Source organism: Sphingomonas sp. CFBP 8765, assembly GCF_014841445.1.
Taxonomy (GTDB): Bacteria; Pseudomonadota; Alphaproteobacteria; order Sphingomonadales; family Sphingomonadaceae; genus Sphingomonas; species Sphingomonas aerolata.
Genome location: NZ_JACYTY010000007.1, coordinates 21,213 through 38,190 on the forward strand (window position 1 = coordinate 21,213; position 16,978 = coordinate 38,190).

General features: G+C 68.7%; 13 protein-coding genes and 1 tRNA gene. 10 read left to right on the top strand and 4 right to left on the bottom strand.

Going from position 1 to position 16,978, the window contains the following annotated elements; translation table 11 throughout:
• Window positions 1-184: 184 nt before the first annotated feature.
• Both tyrS and IFT87_RS16300 read left to right on the top strand, forming a co-directional pair.
• A complete protein-coding gene (gene tyrS / locus IFT87_RS16295) occupies window positions 185-1,408 on the top strand; it encodes a tyrosine--tRNA ligase (RefSeq protein WP_031439642.1) in 1,224 nt (407 codons plus the stop codon).
• 105 nt (window positions 1,409-1,513) lie between these two features.
• Window positions 1,514-1,831 carry a PilZ domain-containing protein gene (locus IFT87_RS16300; RefSeq protein WP_031439643.1) on the top strand — a complete coding sequence of 106 codons (318 nt, stop codon included), beginning with the start codon at window positions 1,514-1,516 and terminating at the stop codon, window positions 1,829-1,831.
• A gap of 12 nt (window positions 1,832-1,843) precedes the next feature.
• On the opposite strand, the gene recG is transcribed toward IFT87_RS16300, so the two are convergent.
• A complete protein-coding gene (gene recG, locus IFT87_RS16305) occupies window positions 1,844-3,895 on the bottom strand; it encodes an ATP-dependent DNA helicase RecG (RefSeq protein WP_037528820.1) in 2,052 nt (683 codons plus the stop codon).
• Between the two features lie 73 nt (window positions 3,896-3,968).
• On the opposite strand from recG, the gene IFT87_RS16310 reads away from it, so the two are divergent.
• Together IFT87_RS16310 and mfd are read left to right on the top strand one after the other, a co-directional pair.
• Entirely contained in the window at window positions 3,969-4,235 is a 267-nt protein-coding gene (locus tag IFT87_RS16310) for an FAD assembly factor SdhE (RefSeq protein WP_031395519.1), read from the top strand.
• Window positions 4,236-4,363: 128 nt separating this feature from the next.
• A complete protein-coding gene (mfd, locus tag IFT87_RS16315; protein WP_192191256.1) occupies window positions 4,364-7,834 on the top strand; it encodes a transcription-repair coupling factor in 3,471 nt (1,156 codons plus the stop codon).
• Between the two features lie 12 nt (window positions 7,835-7,846).
• Here the strand turns inward: mfd and IFT87_RS16320 are convergent, their stop codons facing one another.
• Together IFT87_RS16320 and IFT87_RS16325 are read right to left on the bottom strand one after the other, a co-directional pair.
• The gene (locus IFT87_RS16320; RefSeq protein WP_084215058.1) at window positions 7,847-8,269 is read right to left on the bottom strand and encodes a YybH family protein; all 423 of its coding nucleotides are present in this window, start codon (window positions 8,267-8,269) and stop codon (window positions 7,847-7,849) included.
• Window positions 8,270-8,286: 17 nt separating this feature from the next.
• Entirely contained in the window at window positions 8,287-9,972 is a 1,686-nt protein-coding gene (locus tag IFT87_RS16325) for an EAL domain-containing protein (protein WP_249403399.1), read from the bottom strand.
• A gap of 115 nt (window positions 9,973-10,087) precedes the next feature.
• Here IFT87_RS16325 and moaA point away from each other — a divergent pair, with 115 nt between their 5' ends.
• From moaA to IFT87_RS16355, 6 genes are all read left to right on the top strand, one after another.
• Complete coding sequence (gene moaA, locus IFT87_RS16330) at window positions 10,088-11,116, top strand: GTP 3',8-cyclase MoaA (protein ID WP_052149209.1); 1,029 nt, start codon at window positions 10,088-10,090, stop codon at window positions 11,114-11,116.
• Entirely contained in the window at window positions 11,113-11,892 is a 780-nt protein-coding gene (locus tag IFT87_RS16335; protein ID WP_037530723.1) for an NAD kinase, read from the top strand. The genes moaA and IFT87_RS16335 overlap by 4 nt, the downstream gene beginning before the upstream one ends.
• 90 nt (window positions 11,893-11,982) lie before the next feature.
• Window positions 11,983-12,057: transfer RNA gene (locus IFT87_RS16340), tRNA-Asn, on the top strand.
• Between the two features lie 155 nt (window positions 12,058-12,212).
• On the top strand, window positions 12,213-13,043 hold the full coding sequence (locus IFT87_RS16345; RefSeq protein ID WP_084215215.1) for an aldo/keto reductase: 831 nt from the start codon (window positions 12,213-12,215) through the stop codon (window positions 13,041-13,043).
• Between the two features lie 7 nt (window positions 13,044-13,050).
• Complete coding sequence (locus IFT87_RS16350) at window positions 13,051-13,395, top strand: hypothetical protein (RefSeq protein ID WP_192191257.1); 345 nt, start codon at window positions 13,051-13,053, stop codon at window positions 13,393-13,395.
• Between the two features lie 37 nt (window positions 13,396-13,432).
• Window positions 13,433-15,088: a L,D-transpeptidase family protein gene (locus tag IFT87_RS16355; protein ID WP_342211177.1), complete on the top strand. Its 1,656-nt coding sequence runs from the start codon at window positions 13,433-13,435 to the stop codon at window positions 15,086-15,088.
• A gap of 13 nt (window positions 15,089-15,101) precedes the next feature.
• Here the strand turns inward: IFT87_RS16355 and IFT87_RS16360 are convergent, their stop codons facing one another.
• Window positions 15,102-16,931 (bottom strand): DUF885 domain-containing protein, encoded by a 1,830-nt coding sequence (locus IFT87_RS16360; RefSeq protein ID WP_192191258.1) that lies wholly within the window; start codon window positions 16,929-16,931, stop codon window positions 15,102-15,104.
• Window positions 16,932-16,978: the final 47 nt, after the last annotated feature.

The window sequence follows — 16,978 nt, forward strand, 5'->3', positions numbered from 1 at the left end:
ACTTACCGTGCCAAAATCCGTCATCCTGACGAAAGTCAGGATCCAGAGCCATGAGCGCCAGGACCTGTAACCCTGGATCCTGACTTTCGTCAGGATGACGGTTGAGAATGCGATGACGTCGGGCCGTGACGACGACCGCGCAGCCGGGATGACGGACCGCACAACCGCTGCTAGTGGCTCCTCCATGACCTACCAGTCCGACCTGCTCACCACGCTGACCGCGCGCGGTTATGTCCACCAGATGACCGACGCCGCCGCGCTCGACGCGCTCGCGGGCAAGCAGGTCGTACCTGGCTATATCGGCTTCGACCCGACCGCGCCGTCGCTGCACGTCGGCAGCCTCGTCCAAATCATGCTGCTCCGCCGGCTTCAGCAGACCGGCCACAAGCCAATCGTCCTGATGGGCGGCGGCACCGGCAAAATCGGCGATCCGAGCTTCAAGGACGAGGCGCGCAAGCTGCTCGGCGAAGACGGCATCAAGGCCAACGTTGCCTCGATCCGCCGCATCTTCGAACGCTTCCTGACGTTCGGCGACGGCCCCACGGACGCGGTGATGCTCGACAATGCCGAGTGGCTCGACGCGCTCGAATATATCCCGTTCCTGCGCGACGTCGGCCAGCATTTCTCGGTCAACCGGATGCTCGCCTTCGATTCGGTGAAGCTCCGCCTCGACCGCGAACAGTCGCTGAGCTTCCTCGAATTCAACTACATGATCCTCCAGGCCTACGACTTTCTCGAACTGTCGCGCCGCGCCGGATGCCGGCTGCAGATGGGCGGCTCGGACCAGTGGGGCAACATCGTCAACGGCATCGAGCTCTCGCGCCGGATGGACAGCACCGAAGTGTACGGCGTCACCACCCCGCTGATCACGACCGCGGACGGCGGCAAGATGGGCAAGACGATGTCGGGCGCGGTCTGGCTGCACGAGGATCAGCTGCCGCATTTCGATTACTGGCAGTTCTGGCGCAACACCGACGACCGCGACGTCGGCCGGTTCCTGCGGCTGTTCACCGACCTGCCGCTCGACGAGATCGCGCGTCTCGAGGCGCTCGAAGGCGCGGAGATCAACGCCGCGAAGGTCGTGCTCGCCAACGAGGCAACCGCGATGTGCCGCGGCCGCGACGCCGCCGAGCAGGCGGCCGAGACCGCGCGCAAGACCTTCGCGGAAGGCGCGTCGGGCGACGCCCTGCCGAGCCTGACCTGCACCGGGACCGGCATCGGCGTCGTCGAGGCGCTGGTCGGGCTCGGCTTCGTCGCATCGAATGGCGAGGCGCGACGCAAGATCGGCGAAGGCGCGGTACGCGTCGACGGCGAACCGCTGCGCGACCCCGCCGCCACGATCCCCGTCGCCGCGCCGGTCCGCCTCAGCCTCGGCAAGAAGCGTCACGGAATGCTGCTGCCCGGCTGACCCGCCGGACCGGCACGGTCATGAACACTGCGTTAGGGATGCTTGGTGGCACGGGCTTCATGATGTCGGCCTAGCCCTCGACCGGGGCACAGCGGGGACTGACCAATGCCGAACCAAGCGACGTCTAGGCACGAGACGCGGTCTGAGCCGCGCGACGAAGTGATGCACCGCACGCGTGCGGCAGACAGCGCAGGCACCGAATTGAGGCTTACGTTGGTCAACGTCTCGCCAAGCGGCCTCATGGCGCGTTGCGACGGCGATCTGGACGCCGGCGAGCGGCTCCACGTCCGCATGCCGATCGTCGGTGACATCCTTGCGCACGTCCGCTGGTCGCTCGGCGGACGGATCGGCTGCGCGTTCGACCGGACGATCCCGCCCAAGGCCTATTACGGCATGCTCGCGGCGATGCTCCGGACCGGCTGACCGGACCGCCCGTCAGCCCGATCGCAGCAACGCGACCCCGGCATCGCGGTCGAACAGGTACAGCGCGGTGCGTGCCGCCTGCCCCCGCGGTCCCTCCAGCCCGCCGTCGCGATCGATCAGCAGCCGCGCATCGTCATGCGCGCATTGCAGCAGGTCGGCCATCATGTCGGGCGTCGCGAGCCGGAACGCCATCTCGCCCGACTGCTTCGTGCCGAGCAGTTCGCCCGCGCCGCGCAACCGCAGATCCTCCTCGGCGATCCGGAACCCGTCATTGGTCTCGCGCATCAAAGCCAGCCGCGCGCGCGACGTCTCGCTGAGCGAGCTCCCACGCATCAGCAGGCAGATCGACCGCCCGCTCCCGCGCCCGACCCGACCGCGCAGCTGGTGGAGCTGCGCCAGGCCGAAGCGGTCGGCATGCTCGATCACGATCAGCGTCGCATTGGGCACGTCGACGCCGACCTCGATCACCGTCGTAGCGACCAGCACGGCGGTGCGCGCGGCGGAGAATTCGGCCATCACCGCGTCCTTCTCGGCGGGCTTCATCCGGCCATGGACGAGCGCCACCTTGTCGCCGAACCGCGCACGCAGCGTCTCCGCGCGCATCTCCGCGGCCGCGAGGTCGCTCTTCTCGCTCTCCTCGACCAGCGGACACACCCAATAGGCCTGCCCGCCGTCGGCGAGATGCCGGCCGAGCGCATTGACCACGTCGTCGAGCCGATCCTCCGAAATCACCCGTGTCTCGATCGGCTGGCGGCCCGGCGGCATCTCGTCGAGCCGGCTGACGTCCATTTCGCCATATTGCGCCAGCGTCAGCGTGCGCGGGATCGGCGTCGCGGTCATCGCCAGCAGATGCGGCGGCGCGATCCCCTTGGCCTGGAGCGTCATCCGTTGCGCGACGCCGAACCGATGCTGCTCGTCGACCACCACCAGCGCAAGGTCCTTATAGGCGACCGCATCCTGGAAGATCGCGTGCGTGCCGACGAGGATATCGATCTCGCCGCTCGCCAGCGCCATCAGCGTCGCCTCTCGCACGCGCCCCTTGTCGCGCCCGGTCAGCACGCCGACCTCGATCGGCAGCCCGGCGAGCGTCTTCCTGAGCGTCTCGTAATGCTGGCGCGCGAGAATCTCGGTTGGTGCGAGCATCGCCGCCTGCGCCCCCGCCTCGACCGCGATCAGCATCGCCATCGCCGCGACCAAAGTCTTGCCGGAGCCGACATCACCCTGCAGCAGCCGCAGCATCGGCGCGGTCTGCGCAAGATCACCCTCGATCTCCCCCACCGTCCGCGATTGCGCGCCGGTCAGCGTGTAGGGCAGCTTTAGCATGCCCCGCAGCCGCCCGTCGCCATGCAGCGCACGCCCCCGCCGCTTGCGGGTATCAGCCCGGACGAGCGTCATCGCGAGCTGGTTGGCGAACACCTCGTCATAGGCCAGCCGCTCGCGCGCCTTGGCATCCGACGGGTCGGCGTGGATCCGCGCGAGCGATTCGTGCCAGCCCGGCCATTCGCGTTTCGCCTTCAGCCCCGGCTCGATCCACTCGGCCAGATCGGGCGCCCGCGCGACCGCCTGCGTCGTCAGCGCCGCCAGCCGCCGCGATGTCAGCCCCTCCGACAGCGGATAGATCGGCTCGCGCTCGCGCAACTCCTCGTCCTGCTCGACGATATCGGGATGGACGATCTGCAGTTCCTGGCCATATTCGTCGAGCCGCCCCGACACGCGCTTCGCCTCGCCGATCGGGAGGAGCTTCTTCGCCCAGCCCGAACTGCCGCCGAAAAAGACGAGGCTGACATAGTTGCCATGCTCGTCGGTCGCCTGCACCCGCGTCGGGCCACGCCCCGCGCTGACGCGATACTCGCGCGCGGTCAGCGTGATGACGATGATCCGCCCGGCATCGCTCGACATCAGCTCGGTGCGGGGCACCCGATCGACATAGCCGGTCGGCAGATGGAAGGCGACGTCGACGACACGCGCGAGCCCGAGCCGGTCGAGCGGCTTGGCGAGCGCAGGCCCCACCCCTTTCAGGACGAGGGTTTCGGCGAACAGCGGATTGAGGATTTCGGGTCGCATGACTATCTGCCCCCTATAGCCCAGCCGACGCCCGCCGCCAGCGGGTCGCCGGTCAATCGGCGTTGGAGATATGATGGACCACGAAACCCGCCTCAAGCGCCTCGGCTTCCGCAGCTCGCACCGCGGCACGCGCGAAGCCGACATGATGATCGGCGGCTTCTTCGAAACCTATGGCCGCAGCTGGACGCCCGAGCAGCTCGACTGGTTCGAGGCACTGCTCGAACAGCAGGACGTCGACATCATGGGCTGGGCGATCGGCTCGATTCCCTGCCCGCCCGAATGGGACGGCCCGATGATGCAGGCGATGCGCGACATCAACTACGTCACGGTCGTGAAGTAACGCCGAGACACTGTTCCCCGGCAAAGGCCGGGGCCCAGTTGGGGGACGTCAATGATTGACGTCAAAACCTGTTTTACGATTGCCTTCCCAACTGGGCCCCGGCCTTCGCCGGGGAACGAGAAGCGAATATGCCAGATCTGAACACGATCCTCTCCGCGACCACCCCGCTCACCTTGTCGGGCGTGCCATCGGGGTTCCAGCCGTCGCTGCTCGCCGACCTCGCCCGCGCCGCGAAGACGCGCGCGGTGTTCATCGCGCCCGATGATGCGGCGATGCGCGCGATCGCCTCGACCGCGGCCTATTTCGCGCCCGATCTCGAAGTGCTGAGCTTCCCCGCCTGGGATTGCCTTCCCTACGACCGCGCCTCGCCGACCCTGCGGATCATGGCCGAGCGAGTCGCCGCGCTGCACCGCCTGCAGGCCAAGCCCAAGGGCCCGCAACTCCTGCTCACCACGGTCAACGCGGCGACCCAGCGCGTCCTGACCCCGTTCCGCGTCCGCCAGCTCGTCGCCCGCCTCGCGCCCGGCGAACGGATCGGCCGTGATACGCTCGCCACGTTGCTTCAGGCGAACGGCTATGTCCGCACCGACACCGTCCACGACCAGGGCGAATATGCGGTCCGCGGCGGGATCGTCGATCTCTACCCGTCGGGCGAGGACCATGCGCTGCGCCTCGACTTCTTCGGCGACGAGATCGAGAGCGTCCGCACCTTCGACGCCGCCGACCAGCGCACCACCGGCCGGATCGACGGCTTCGTCCTGCTCCCCGCCTCCGAAGCCTTGCTCGACGAGGAGTCGATCAAGCGCTTCCGCACGCGCTACCGCGACGCGTTCGGCGCGACCGCGACGGGCGATCCGATGTATCAGGCGATCTCGGACGGCCGCCGCATCGCCGGCATGGAGCATTGGCTGCCGCTGTTCGAGGACAAGATGGCGACGCTGTTCGACCATCTCGGCGGTGACGACGTCGTCGTCCGCGACAGCGGGGTCGGCGCCGCGGCGGAGAGCCGGTTCGAATCGATCACCGATTACTATGCGAATCGCCGGCGCGCCGAAGCCGCGCAGCCCGGCAGCTATCGCCCGCTGGGTGCGACCGCGCTCTATCTCGACGCGCCGCACTGGTCCGTCGCGCTCGACGCCGCCACCGCGCATGTCGTCACGCCTTTTCACGAGCCGACCAGCGCCACCGTGCTCGACTTCGACGTCGACGGCCCGCGCGATTTCGGCCCCGAACGCGCCGCACAGGCGAACATCTACGAAGCCGTCGCCGATCACGTCGAGAAACTACGCAAGCAGGGCCGCAAGCCGATCCTCGCCAGCTACTCGATCGGCGCACGCGAACGTCTGGGAAGCCTGCTCGCCGATCACGGACTGAAAGGCGGCAAGCACGCCGAAACCTGGCAGGAGGCGCTCGGCGTCGCGGATACCGCGAAAAGCTTCGGCGTCGCGCTGGTCGTCCTCCCGCTCGACCACGGCTTCACCGCGCCCGGTGTCGCCGTCCTCACCGAGCAGGACATGCTCGGCGACCGCCTCGTCCACCGCAAGAAGCGCAAGAAATCCGCCGACGCGTTCCTCGCCGAACTGGCGACGCTGACGCCCGGCGATCTCGTCGTCCATACCGAACACGGCATCGGCCGGTACGAGGGGCTGACCTCGATCCCCGTCGGCCAGAGCCCGCACGACTGCGTCGCACTGAGCTATGCCGGCGGCGACAAGCTCTACGTGCCGGTCGAGAATATCGACGTCCTCTCGCGCTACGGCTCGTCGGAGGAAGGCGCATCGCTCGACAAGCTGGGCGGCGAAGGCTGGCAGCGTCGCAAGTCGAAGATGAAGGAGCGGATCTGCGAGATTGCGGGCGAGCTCATCGCGACCGCCGCCGAGCGCGCGCTCCATCCCGGCGACGTGCTCGAACCCGACGCCAGCGGCTATCCCAGCTTCGTCGATCGCTTCCCCTATGAGGAGACCGAGGATCAGGACCGCGCGATCGAGGAGGTTCTCGCCGATCTGTCCGCGGGCAAGCCGATGGACCGGCTCGTCGTCGGCGATGTCGGCTTCGGCAAGACCGAGGTCGCGCTGCGCGCCGCGTTCGTCGCGGCGATGGGCGGCAAGCAGGTCGCGATCGTCTGCCCGACGACATTGCTCGCGCGCCAGCATTACAACAACTTCGTCAGCCGGTTCGAAGGCTTCCCGATGAACATGGGCCGCCTCTCGCGGCTCGTCACCGCGAGCGAGGCGAAGGCGACCAAGGAGGGGCTGGCGAACGGCACGATCGACGTCGTCATCGGCACGCACGCGCTGCTGGCGAAGAATATCGACTTCAAGCGGCTGGGCCTTGTCGTCGTCGACGAGGAGCAGCGGTTCGGCGTCACGCACAAGGAGCGGCTGAAGGCGCTCCGGGCCGACGTCCACATGCTGACGCTGACCGCGACGCCGATCCCGCGCACGCTGCAGATGGCGATGTCGGGCATCCGCGAGCTGTCGGTGATCCAGACCCCGCCGGTCGATCGCCTCGCGGTGCGCACCTACATCATGCCGTTCGACCCCGTCGTCCTGCGCGAGGCGCTGCTGCGCGAACATTATCGCGGCGGGCAGAGCTTCGTCGTCACCCCGCGCGTCGCCGACCTGCCCGAGATCGAGGAGTTCCTGCGCGAACAGGTGCCCGAGATCCGTTTCGTCGTCGCGCACGGCCAGATGTCGCCGACCGAGGTCGAGGAGCGCATGTCCGCCTTCTACGACAAAAAGTTCGAGGTGCTGGTCTCGACCACGATCATCGAGAGCGGAATCGACATCGCGTCCGCCAACACGATGATCGTCCACCGCGCCGACCGCTTCGGCCTCGCCCAGCTATACCAGCTACGCGGGCGCGTCGGCCGCTCGAAGACGCGCGCCTATGCCTATCTGGTCACCCCGCCCGAGCGGCAGATGACAGTGACCGCCGAGAAGCGGCTGAAGGTGCTGTCCGATCTCGATTCGCTCGGCGCCGGGTTCCAGCTGGCGAGCCACGATCTCGATATCCGCGGGGCCGGCAACATGCTCGGCGACGAGCAGACCGGGCACATCAAGGAGGTCGGCTTCGAACTCTACCAGGCGATGCTCGAGGAGGCGATCATGGACGCCAAGTCCGGCGGTCTCGCCTCCGCACGCCCGAAGGACTTCTCGCCGCAGATCACGGTCGACGCACCGATCCTCATCCCCGAGGAGTATGTCCCCGATCTAGACCTCCGCATGGGGCTGTATCGCCGCCTGAACGAGCTCGAGGAGGGTCAGGAGATCGAGGCGTTCGCCGCCGAGATGATCGATCGCTTCGGCCCGCTGCCCGACGCGACCGAGAACCTGATCAAGGTCATCGAGATAAAGCTGAACGCGAAACGTGCCTGCGTGTCGAAGATCGACGTCGGTCCGCGCGGCGTGCTCGTGTCGTTCCACAACGACACCCCGCCCAATATCGACAAGCTGCTCGCCTATGTCGAACGGCTCAACGGCGTCGCGCGGCTGCGGCCCGACAGCAAGCTGGTGCTCCAGCGCGCCTGGGGCGATCCCAAGGCACGGCTGCACGGCGCGCTGCAATTGTCGAAGGGGCTGGCAAAGGCGGCGGGCTGAGCGCCGCCGCGCTCAGCTGCTGTGATCGGCGACGATCTTCCATGCGTCGCCGCGCCGCTCGAACAGCAAGGTCGTCATCCCCGTCTCGGTCGAGGTCGCGCCGGTCAGCGTCCAGCGCGCGACCAGCAGGGCGTGGGTCGGATCGATCCCGCGCAGCTCGGCCGGGACGAAGCTCAGCTGCCCCCGGGTATTGCCACCGCCCGTGAAGCTCGGCGCATAGCGCGCTGTTATCGCGGCCTTTCCGCGTACCAGACCCTTGGGCGTCACGAAGACCGCATCCTCGGCATAGACCGCGACGAACCGGGCGAGGTCGCCCGCATTCCACCCCGCCGCGCTCGCCGCCATCGCCTCCCGGATCGCCACCGACGCGGGTGCCCGGTCGGGCGCGGCCAGTACGGGCGTGACGGCCGTCGCTGCGGCAACCGCGACGATCATCGCGGATCCTGCCCGGCTCATGTCCGGGTCACCAGTTCGAGCAAGGCCGCGTCGCCGACCGGTTCGGACAGCAGGAAGCCCTGATACAGGCTGGCCCCGCACGCCGCGAGCAGCTCCAGCTGCTCGCGTGTCTCGACCCCCTCGGCGATCACGGACAGGCCCAGCGACCGCGCCATCGTGATTGCGCCGGCGACGACGACCCGGTCGCGCGGGCTGCCGCCAATGTCGTGGACCAGCGCCTTGTCGATCTTCACATAATCGAGCGGCAGGTCCTTGAGATAAGCGAGGCTCGAATAGCCCGTGCCGAAATCGTCGATCGCGACGCGGCACCCCGCCCCGCGCAATTCGGTGAGCAGCGTCGACGCGCTGGCGAGATCCGCGATCAGCCCGGTCTCGGTGATCTCCACGGTCAGGCGCCCGCGCGGAAAGCCGCTATCGTCGACCCGCGCGAGGAACAGCGTGGCGAAGCCGGGCCGCGCGATATCCGCCGCGGTGAGGTTGAGCGACACGCGCAGCGTCGCCAGCGCCTCGGGCCATGCCAGCGCGCGTGCCAGGACCAGCCGCTGGATATGGTCGGACAGCGCGATCCCCAGATCGGCGCGGTCCGCGGCCGCAAACAGCGCATCCGCGCCCAGCGGCCCGAGCTTGCGGTGATCCCAGCGCGCGAGCGCCTCGACGCCCGTGATCCGTCCGCTCGCAATCTCGACCTGCGGCTGGAAGCGGATGTCGATCTCGTCGAGCTCGATCGCGTGGTGCAGGTCGATCGCCAGCGCATCGAGCGACATGTCGTGCGCCGCCGATGCGATCTGCAGCATCGCGCCGTCGCTGGTCTTGGCCTTGGCGAGCGCACCGAACGCGCGCCGCATCAGAGTCGCGGCACCGTCCGCCGGATCGCTGGGATCCCCCGGCTGGTGGCTCGCGACACCGAACCGGCAGCCGAGCACCGCCAGCGCGTTGGCGACCGCGAACGGCCGCGCCAGCGCCTCGTCGAGCGCGGCGATCAGCGCGGCGATGTCCGCGGCCCCGGCCCCGACCACGAGCGCGAGATCCGCGCCGCCGAGACGCGCGACGCGCGCCGCGCCCGCCATCGCCTCGGCCGCGACCGCCTCCGCCCGCTCGACGGCGACCTCGATCAGCGAATCGACCGCGGGCCGACCATGCGCGGCGTTGACGATGTCGAGCCGCGACAGCGAGACGAGCACGACGGAAACCGGCTGTGCGTCGCCGATCCGCGCCGCGATCCACTGCTGCGCCAGGTTCGGATCGCGGCCGAAGCGTGCGCCGGCCATCGCGTCGCGGCGGTCGACGATGCCCGGCCTGCCTGGCGCGCGCGTCACATGACGCGCCGCGAAGCGCAGCGACTGGATCAGTTCGCCGTCGCTCGCCGGATCGATCAGGAAATGCGTAGCCCCCAGCTCGAACACGCGGTCGAGCGCCGTACAGTCGCGGCGCGACAGCACGAACAGCAGCGCCCCGCCATCCTCGGCGACCCGGGGGGCGATCGTCTGCGCCGCCGCCAGCCCCTGCGCGATCGCCCCGCGCGCATCGATCAGCACGACCGGTGCGCCGCTTTCGACATAGGCCGGGTCGATACCGCTGGCGGTTGCAGTGACCACCGCATCCCAGCCGCAAGCCACCGCAATATCAGCGATCTCCGCGAAGTGACGGAACGAGCATGCGAACAGCATCGTTCTGTTCAGCATGTCCTTTGTATCCAGTGTGGCCGGTGTCATCGCCGACAACCTAGCCACCCCATCGCCCGTCGCCAATCCTGGAACGCACTTGCCGCTCGACACTGCACCACCTAGCTCTGTTGCTATGGCGTCTCACTCCCCTTCGAGCCACTCCGCAACCGTCGATCGTCCGCTGGTCGATCGGCATCAGCGGACGATCAAATATCTGCGGATATCGGTCACCGACCGCTGCGATCTGCGGTGCCGCTATTGCATGTCCGAGGCGATGACCTTCCTGCCGCGCGCCAAGCTGTTGAGCCTCGAAGAGATCGCGATCATCGCCGAGCGGTTCATCGCGCGCGGCGTGACCAAGATCCGCCTATCGGGCGGCGAGCCGCTCGTCCGCCGCGACGTCGGCGATCTCGTCAAGCGACTGGGTGGCAATCTCGGCCGCGGGCTTGAGGAGCTGACGATGACCACCAACGGCACGCGGCTGGCGGAGCATGCGCCGGCGATGGTCGATGCGGGCATCCGACGCGTCAATGTCAGCATGGACAGCCGCGATCCCGAAAGATTCCGCTACATCACCCGGCACGGCGACGTCGCGCAGGTGATCGGCGGCATCATGGCAGCGCGCGATGCGGGGCTCGCGATCAAGATCAATATGGTCGCGCTCAAGGGCTTCAACGAGGACGAGATCGCACCGATGCTCGCCTGGTGCCGCGACGAGGGCTTCGACCTGTCCCTGATCGAGACGATGCCGCTCGGCGCGATCGACGAGGATCGCACCGATCGCTTCCTCCCGCTAACCGGCGTGTTCCGCGATCTCGAGACCCGGTTCCGGCTCGAACGGGACGCGTACAAGACCGGCGGGCCGGCACGCTACTGGAACGTCGACGGTACCGGGACGCGTCTTGGGCTCATCTCGCCGCTGACCGCCAATTTCTGCGAAGGCTGCAACCGCGTCCGCCTCACCACCGAGGGCAAACTGTATCTGTGCCTCGGGCATGACGATCAGGTCGACCTCAAGGGTGCGCTGCGCGACGGCGGCATCGCCGGGCTCGACGAGGCGATCGACGCTGGCCTCTACGCCAAACCCAAGCGGCACGACTTCCGCATCGGCGAGGGCGAGGGCCCCGCTGTCGCGCGTCACATGAGCGTCACCGGCGGGTGACCGACTATGTCCGCCGGGCGCTGGTAGCCTCCGCCACCCCGCCGGCACAGGCCGCCGCCGCCCAGCTTGCCGATCTGGGCGACTGGGTCGAGCCCGAGGAGGCGGATGTCGTCATCGCGCTCGGCGGTGACGGGTTCATGTTGCAGACGCTCCATGCGATGCTCGAACGGCGCAAGCCCGCGGTCCCGGTCTTCGGAATGAACCTGGGTACCGTCGGCTTCCTGATGAACGAGTGGCGGCATCACGGCCTCGAAGACCGGCTTTCGCGCGCCAAGCCCTTCAAGGTCACGCCGCTCAGCATGACCGCGACCGGGCTCGACGGACGCACCCTCACCCTCCCCGCGATCAACGAGGTCTCGCTGCTTCGCGAGACGCGTCAGACCGCCAAGCTCGAGGTGACGGTCAACGACCGCGTCGTGCTCGCCGAACTGGCCTGTGACGGCATCCTCGTCGCGACCCCCGCGGGATCGACCGCCTACAACCTGTCCGCGCAGGGCCCGATCCTGCCGCTCGGTTCGGGCATGGTCGCGCTGACGCCGATCAGCCCGTTCCGCCCGCGGCGCTGGCGCGGTGCGATCCTGCCCGACAAGGCCCGGATCGGCATCCGCGTGCTCGACCCCGGCAAGCGCCCCGTCTCCGCGGTCGCCGACCAGCGCGAGATCCGCGACGTGGCACAGGTCGACATCTGCATGGACCGTGCACGCGAGCTTACCCTGCTCTTCGATCCCGAGCACGCGCTCGACGACCGCATCACGATGGAACAGTTCGCAGCATAGCCCCGACCCCGGCGCAATTTGTTGCGGAAATCGACAAAAACCGGGTTGCATCGTCCAACTGGCCGTTTATAGAGCCGCCTCCGGCAACGTTCCCTGATAGCTCAGCGGTAGAGCTCTCGACTGTTAATCGAGTGGCCGTAGGTTCGAATCCTACTCAGGGAGCCATTTTCAAGCCGCGAAATCTCGCTTCTGTCGAGACGTCCCGCGTCAGACCGCGGCAAGATCCCCCGATACACTATTTGCAATATAACCCTCGCGGCACGCATCCCGCGCGTCCGACCGGCGTTGACCCCTGACGACCAGAGCGATTGGGGCAGACGATGAAATCGGTGATTCTCCCGGGCGGCGAGACGGTGCCAGCCCTGGGCCAGGGAAGCTGGATGATGGGCGAGCGCGCCGATCGTCGCGAGGCCGAGACCGCAGCGTTGCGCGCAGGCGTCGAGTGCGGGATGACGCTGATCGACACGGCGGAGATGTATGGCGACGGCGCCGCCGAGACGCTGATCGGTGATGCGCTCCACGATGTCCGCGACACGCTGTTCCTCGTCAGCAAGGCCTATCCCCAAAACGCCTCGCGCGACCGCCTCACGGCCGCGTGTGAGGCGAGCCTTGGGCGGCTGAGGACCGACCGGCTCGACCTGTATCTGCTGCACTGGCGTGGGTCGGTACCGCTCGCCGAGACGGTCGAGGCGATGGAACGGCTCAAGACCGCGGGCAAGATCCGCCATTGGGGCGTCAGCAATCTCGATACCCAGGACATGGCCGAACTGCATGCGGCGGGCGGACAGGACTGCGCGACCGACCAGATCCTGTACAATTTGACGCGGCGTGGTCCCGAGCATGACCTCCTCCCCTGGCTCGACCGTCACGACATTCCCGTCATGGCCTATAGTCCGGTCGAACAGGGCCGGCTCCTCGCCGATCCGGCACTGGCGCGGATCGCGCGCGACATCGGCGCGACGCCCGCGCAGGTCGCGCTCGCCTGGGTGCTGCAACGTCCCGCGACGATTGCAATCCCGAAGGCCGCGAGCGTGGCGCATGTCAGCGAAAACCGGGCAGCCGCCGATCTCGTGCTGTCGGCCGAGGATCTTGCCGCGCTCGACACGGCGTTTCCCCGCCCGCGGTCGCCACAACCGCTCGAGATGCTCTGAGCGCGGCATGGCCGGCAGCACGCCCCCCAAGGCCTATCCGGCGACCCCCGACGGCCGCTATTTCGTCGTCCGCGGCCGATTGTGGCGGTGCGCGGATCCGTCGCTGCCCGAAGCCGATCGTGCCGAGTTGGTGCGGGCACTGATGGCGGCGCGACGCGCGGTCGGCTTGGCCCGACGTCGGGACGATGCCGACGCGGTCGCCGCTGCACGTGCTGACGTCGACGCGGCCAAGCATGCGCTGGGCGAACGCGGCCCGGTCTGGTGGCATGACGGGTCGCCCGACTATAATCGCCACATGGCCGCCAACACCCCCTATGCGGCATGGTTCGCGGGAATCTCGCCGTCGATCTGAGCCGATGCGGCGACTGGTACGTTGAACAGGGATGACAGTGAAGACCCTGCGAGCCCGGCTCGCGTCCGGCGCGATGCCGCTTGCACTCCTCCTGACGAACGGCGCCGCCGGTGCCCAGCCCGCCCAGACAGCGCCGAGACGCGCGGTGCCCCCTGCCAAGCCGAGCGCTGCAGCCGCTGCGATCGGCGGCGTCGTCATCAGCCGGCAGGCGGTGACGGACGCGACCGTCCGCGCGGTCTACACCAAGGCGAAGTGGCGGGCGCTCTGGTCGGATGCAGACGTCGCGGCGCTCAACACTGCGCTCGGCGACCGCAGCCGTCACGGGCTCGATCACGTCGCCTTCCTGCCCGACCTGCCCGCCGACGCGGCCCCGGCGGATATCGACGTCGCCCGCACGCGTGTCGCGCTCGCCTATGCCGGTGCACTGGCAAGGGGCCGTGTCGATCCGGCGACGCTGCATCAGGTCTATACCCTGCCGCGACCCAGCGTCGACCTCGCCACCGGGCTGGTCGCCGCGATCGCGCGGCACAAGGTCGACGACTGGCTTGAAAGCTTGGCGCCGCAGGATGCCGACTATCGCCTGCTGTCCGATGCCTATCGCGTCTTCAGCGAGAAGGCGCTCACCGCACCAGCCGGCCCCGCACCGCTCGAGGCGCCCGCCCAGACGGGCGCTGCCGCGCTGATCCGCGTCGGCACCCGCGATCCGCGCGTTGCGACGATCGTCGAACAGCTGGTCGAGAGCGGTTATCTCCTGACGCCCGGCCCCGGCCCCGTCACCGCGCCGACGCTGGCGCAATCCGCCTCGACCATCGCCGGCCTCCAGCCGGCCACCCCGTCTAGCGCCCCGGTCTATACGCAGGCAATCGCCGACGCGATGAAGGGGCTGCAGACCGATTACGGCATCGCCGCGGACGGGATCGTCGGGCCGGAGACTCTGAAGGTCCTCAATCTCGGACCAGGTGATCGCGCGCGCGCGCTCGCGGTGGCGCTGGAGCGGCGGCGCTGGCTCGAACGGACGCCCCCGGCGACGCGGATCGACGTCAACACCGCCGCCTCGCAACTGCGCTACTACCGCGATGGCGTGCTCGTCGATCAGCGCAAGGTGATCGTCGGCGAACCCGGTCGCGAGACGCCGGCCTTGTCCTCACCGATCTATCGCCTCGTCGCCAACCCGACCTGGACCGTGCCGAAGTCGATCCAGAACGGCGAGATGGCCAATGTCGACGACGCCTATCTGCAGGAGCACAACATGGTCCTGCGCGACGGCTGGATCGTCCAGCAGCCCGGCCCGAGCAATGCGCTCGGCCTCGTCAAGTTCGACATGGCGAACGACCAGGCGATCTATCTGCACGACACGTCCGCCCCCGGGCTGTTCGACCGCAGCCAGCGGCATCTGAGCCATGGCTGCGTCCGCGTCGAGGATGCGATCGGCTTCGCGCAGATGCTCGCCGACGACCAGGGCGTTACCGAGGCATGGCAGACCGCGCAGGCGTCGGGCGAGATGCAGTTTGTCCCGCTGCCGCGCCGCATCCCGGTGCGGCTGCTGTACGAGAATGTCTATGTCGGCGACGCCGGCAAGGTCGCCTTCCGTACCGAACCCTATGGCTGGAACGATCCCGTCGCCGAACAACTCGGTTTCGAGCGATCGGCGGCGCGGCGTGCCGAGGCCCGCGACATCGATATCGGCCCGTGAGCGTGAGGCGCGACTAGCCCCTGCGCGCGGCGATGTACCGCGTGACATTGCCGGTCAGCACGTCGAGCGGGACGTTGCCGCCAGCCAGCACCGCCTGGTTGAAGTCCCGCACGTCGAACCGGGTACCCAATTCGGCCTTGGCGCGGGTCCGCTGCGCGACGATCTCGGTCTGGCCGATCTTGTAGCCACAGGCCTGACCCGGCCAGGCGCAATAGCGCTCGACCTCGCTCACCGCGTTGCTCATCGGCAGTCCGGTCGCGGCGACGAATTCGCGCAACGCCTGCTCGCGCGTCCAGCCCATCGCATGGATCCCGGTGTCGACCACCAGCCGCACCGCGCGCCAAGACAGCCCCATGAAATAACCGAGCCGCCCCGCCGCATCGCCGTCATAGAGCCCGAGCTCGTCGGCGAGCTGTTCGGCGTAGAGCGCCCAGCCCTCGGTATAGGCGTTGAACGCCAGCACCGATCGGATCAGCGGCAGCTGCTGCGCATATTCCCCCTGCCAGACATGCCCGGGAATGCCCTCGTGGAACACCAGATCGGGGATCGTGACGCGGTTGTGGATCGTGGGATCGCCCAGATTCACCCAGATCTTGCCCGGGATCGATCCGTCGAGCGCGCCCGGCCCGCCATAGGCGGCGGGCGCCCCCGCCTCCTGCGCGAGCGGCATCCGCCGGATCTCGAGCCTGGCGGTCACCAGCGTGCGGAACGCCTTGGGCAGGCGCGGCCGGATCGCATCGATCCGGCCCTGCATATAGGCGACGATCTGCTTCCTACCGGCATCGTCGTTGGGGAAGGCGATGTCCGGCCGACGCTGCAATTCGGCCGCGCGCTCCGCCACGGTCCCCTTGGTCAGCCCGAAGCCCTTGAGGATCCTGTCCATCTGCGCCTGAAGCTCGACGAGCTGCGCACGCCCCAGCGCATGGATCTCCGCCGGGCTCCGTCGCGTCGTCGTCCCCGCACGCAGCCCCCAGCCATACCAGGCCGCGCCATGCGGGCGCGATCCCAGCCCGGCGACGTCAGTTGCGACCGCGCGCTGCGCGGTGAGTTCGGCGATCTGCCGCTCGAGCGCGGGGATGACCGCATCGCGGACGATCTGCGTAGAACGCCGGGTCCAGTCACCGGGGATCGCCTGCGTCTTGCGCGCGAGCGGCCCGATCAGTGGACCATCGACCGCTGCCGCCTCGGCCAGCGTGCGTCGCATCCCGGCCAGCGTCTTGTCGAGCAGGAAGCTGGGCGGCACCAAGCCCTGCTCGCGCGCGGTGCGCACCCTGCCCGTCTCGTCATCGAGCTGTTTCGCCATCGCCGCCACGCGCGCGAGATAGGCCTCGGCATCCGCCGCCGTGCGCAGCGGCTGATCGCCGTCGAGCAGCTGCGGCACGTCCAGCCACGCGCCGACATTCTGGATGACGGCATAGGGCGTGTTGCGCCAGTCGCCGATCGTCGCGACGCCGTAGGGCAGCGCCAATCCGTCCAGCGCGGTCTGGAACGCGCTCTGCGTCACGGCGATGCTGGTCAGCGTCGCCTGGTCGATCCCGTCGCGCGGCAACCGGCCGAGCGCAGCCAGCCCGTCGGTCAGGACGCGTCGCCGCGCGGCGATGCCCGCCGGCGACCGGTCGTCGAGCTGCCCCCGCAACGCCGCATGCGCGCCGGTGTCGAGGCCGAGCCCGGTCGCCTTGCCGGGATCGAGCGTCAGCAACTGCCACGCGAGCCGGTCGAGCAAGGTCGCCGCGTCGGCGGATGCCGGCGAGCGGCTGGCAGTCTGTGCGGAGACGGGTGCGGCGGCGAGCGTGGCCGCGATGCCGATAAGCGCGTCGCGGCGGCGGAACAGGGGTTGGTTCATCCGCGAAACATGGACTCGCCATCCGCCGCGGTCAAACGCGCCGCCCT

Coding starts and splice junctions, on each gene's coding strand:
- tyrS (WP_031439642.1), top strand. CDS start 185: ATGACCTACCAGTCCGACCTGCTCACCACGCTGACCGCGCGCGGTTAT.
- IFT87_RS16300 (WP_031439643.1), top strand. CDS start 1,514: ATGCCGAACCAAGCGACGTCTAGGCACGAGACGCGGTCTGAGCCGCGC.
- recG (WP_037528820.1), bottom strand. CDS start 3,895: ATGCGACCCGAAATCCTCAATCCGCTGTTCGCCGAAACCCTCGTCCTG.
- IFT87_RS16310 (WP_031395519.1), top strand. CDS start 3,969: ATGGACCACGAAACCCGCCTCAAGCGCCTCGGCTTCCGCAGCTCGCAC.
- mfd (WP_192191256.1), top strand. CDS start 4,364: ATGCCAGATCTGAACACGATCCTCTCCGCGACCACCCCGCTCACCTTG.
- IFT87_RS16320 (WP_084215058.1), bottom strand. CDS start 8,269: ATGATCGTCGCGGTTGCCGCAGCGACGGCCGTCACGCCCGTACTGGCC.
- IFT87_RS16325 (WP_249403399.1), bottom strand. CDS start 9,972: ATGCTGAACAGAACGATGCTGTTCGCATGCTCGTTCCGTCACTTCGCG.
- moaA (WP_052149209.1), top strand. CDS start 10,088: ATGGCGTCTCACTCCCCTTCGAGCCACTCCGCAACCGTCGATCGTCCG.
- IFT87_RS16345 (WP_084215215.1), top strand. CDS start 12,213: ATGAAATCGGTGATTCTCCCGGGCGGCGAGACGGTGCCAGCCCTGGGC.
- IFT87_RS16350 (WP_192191257.1), top strand. CDS start 13,051: ATGGCCGGCAGCACGCCCCCCAAGGCCTATCCGGCGACCCCCGACGGC.
- IFT87_RS16360 (WP_192191258.1), bottom strand. CDS start 16,931: ATGAACCAACCCCTGTTCCGCCGCCGCGACGCGCTTATCGGCATCGCG.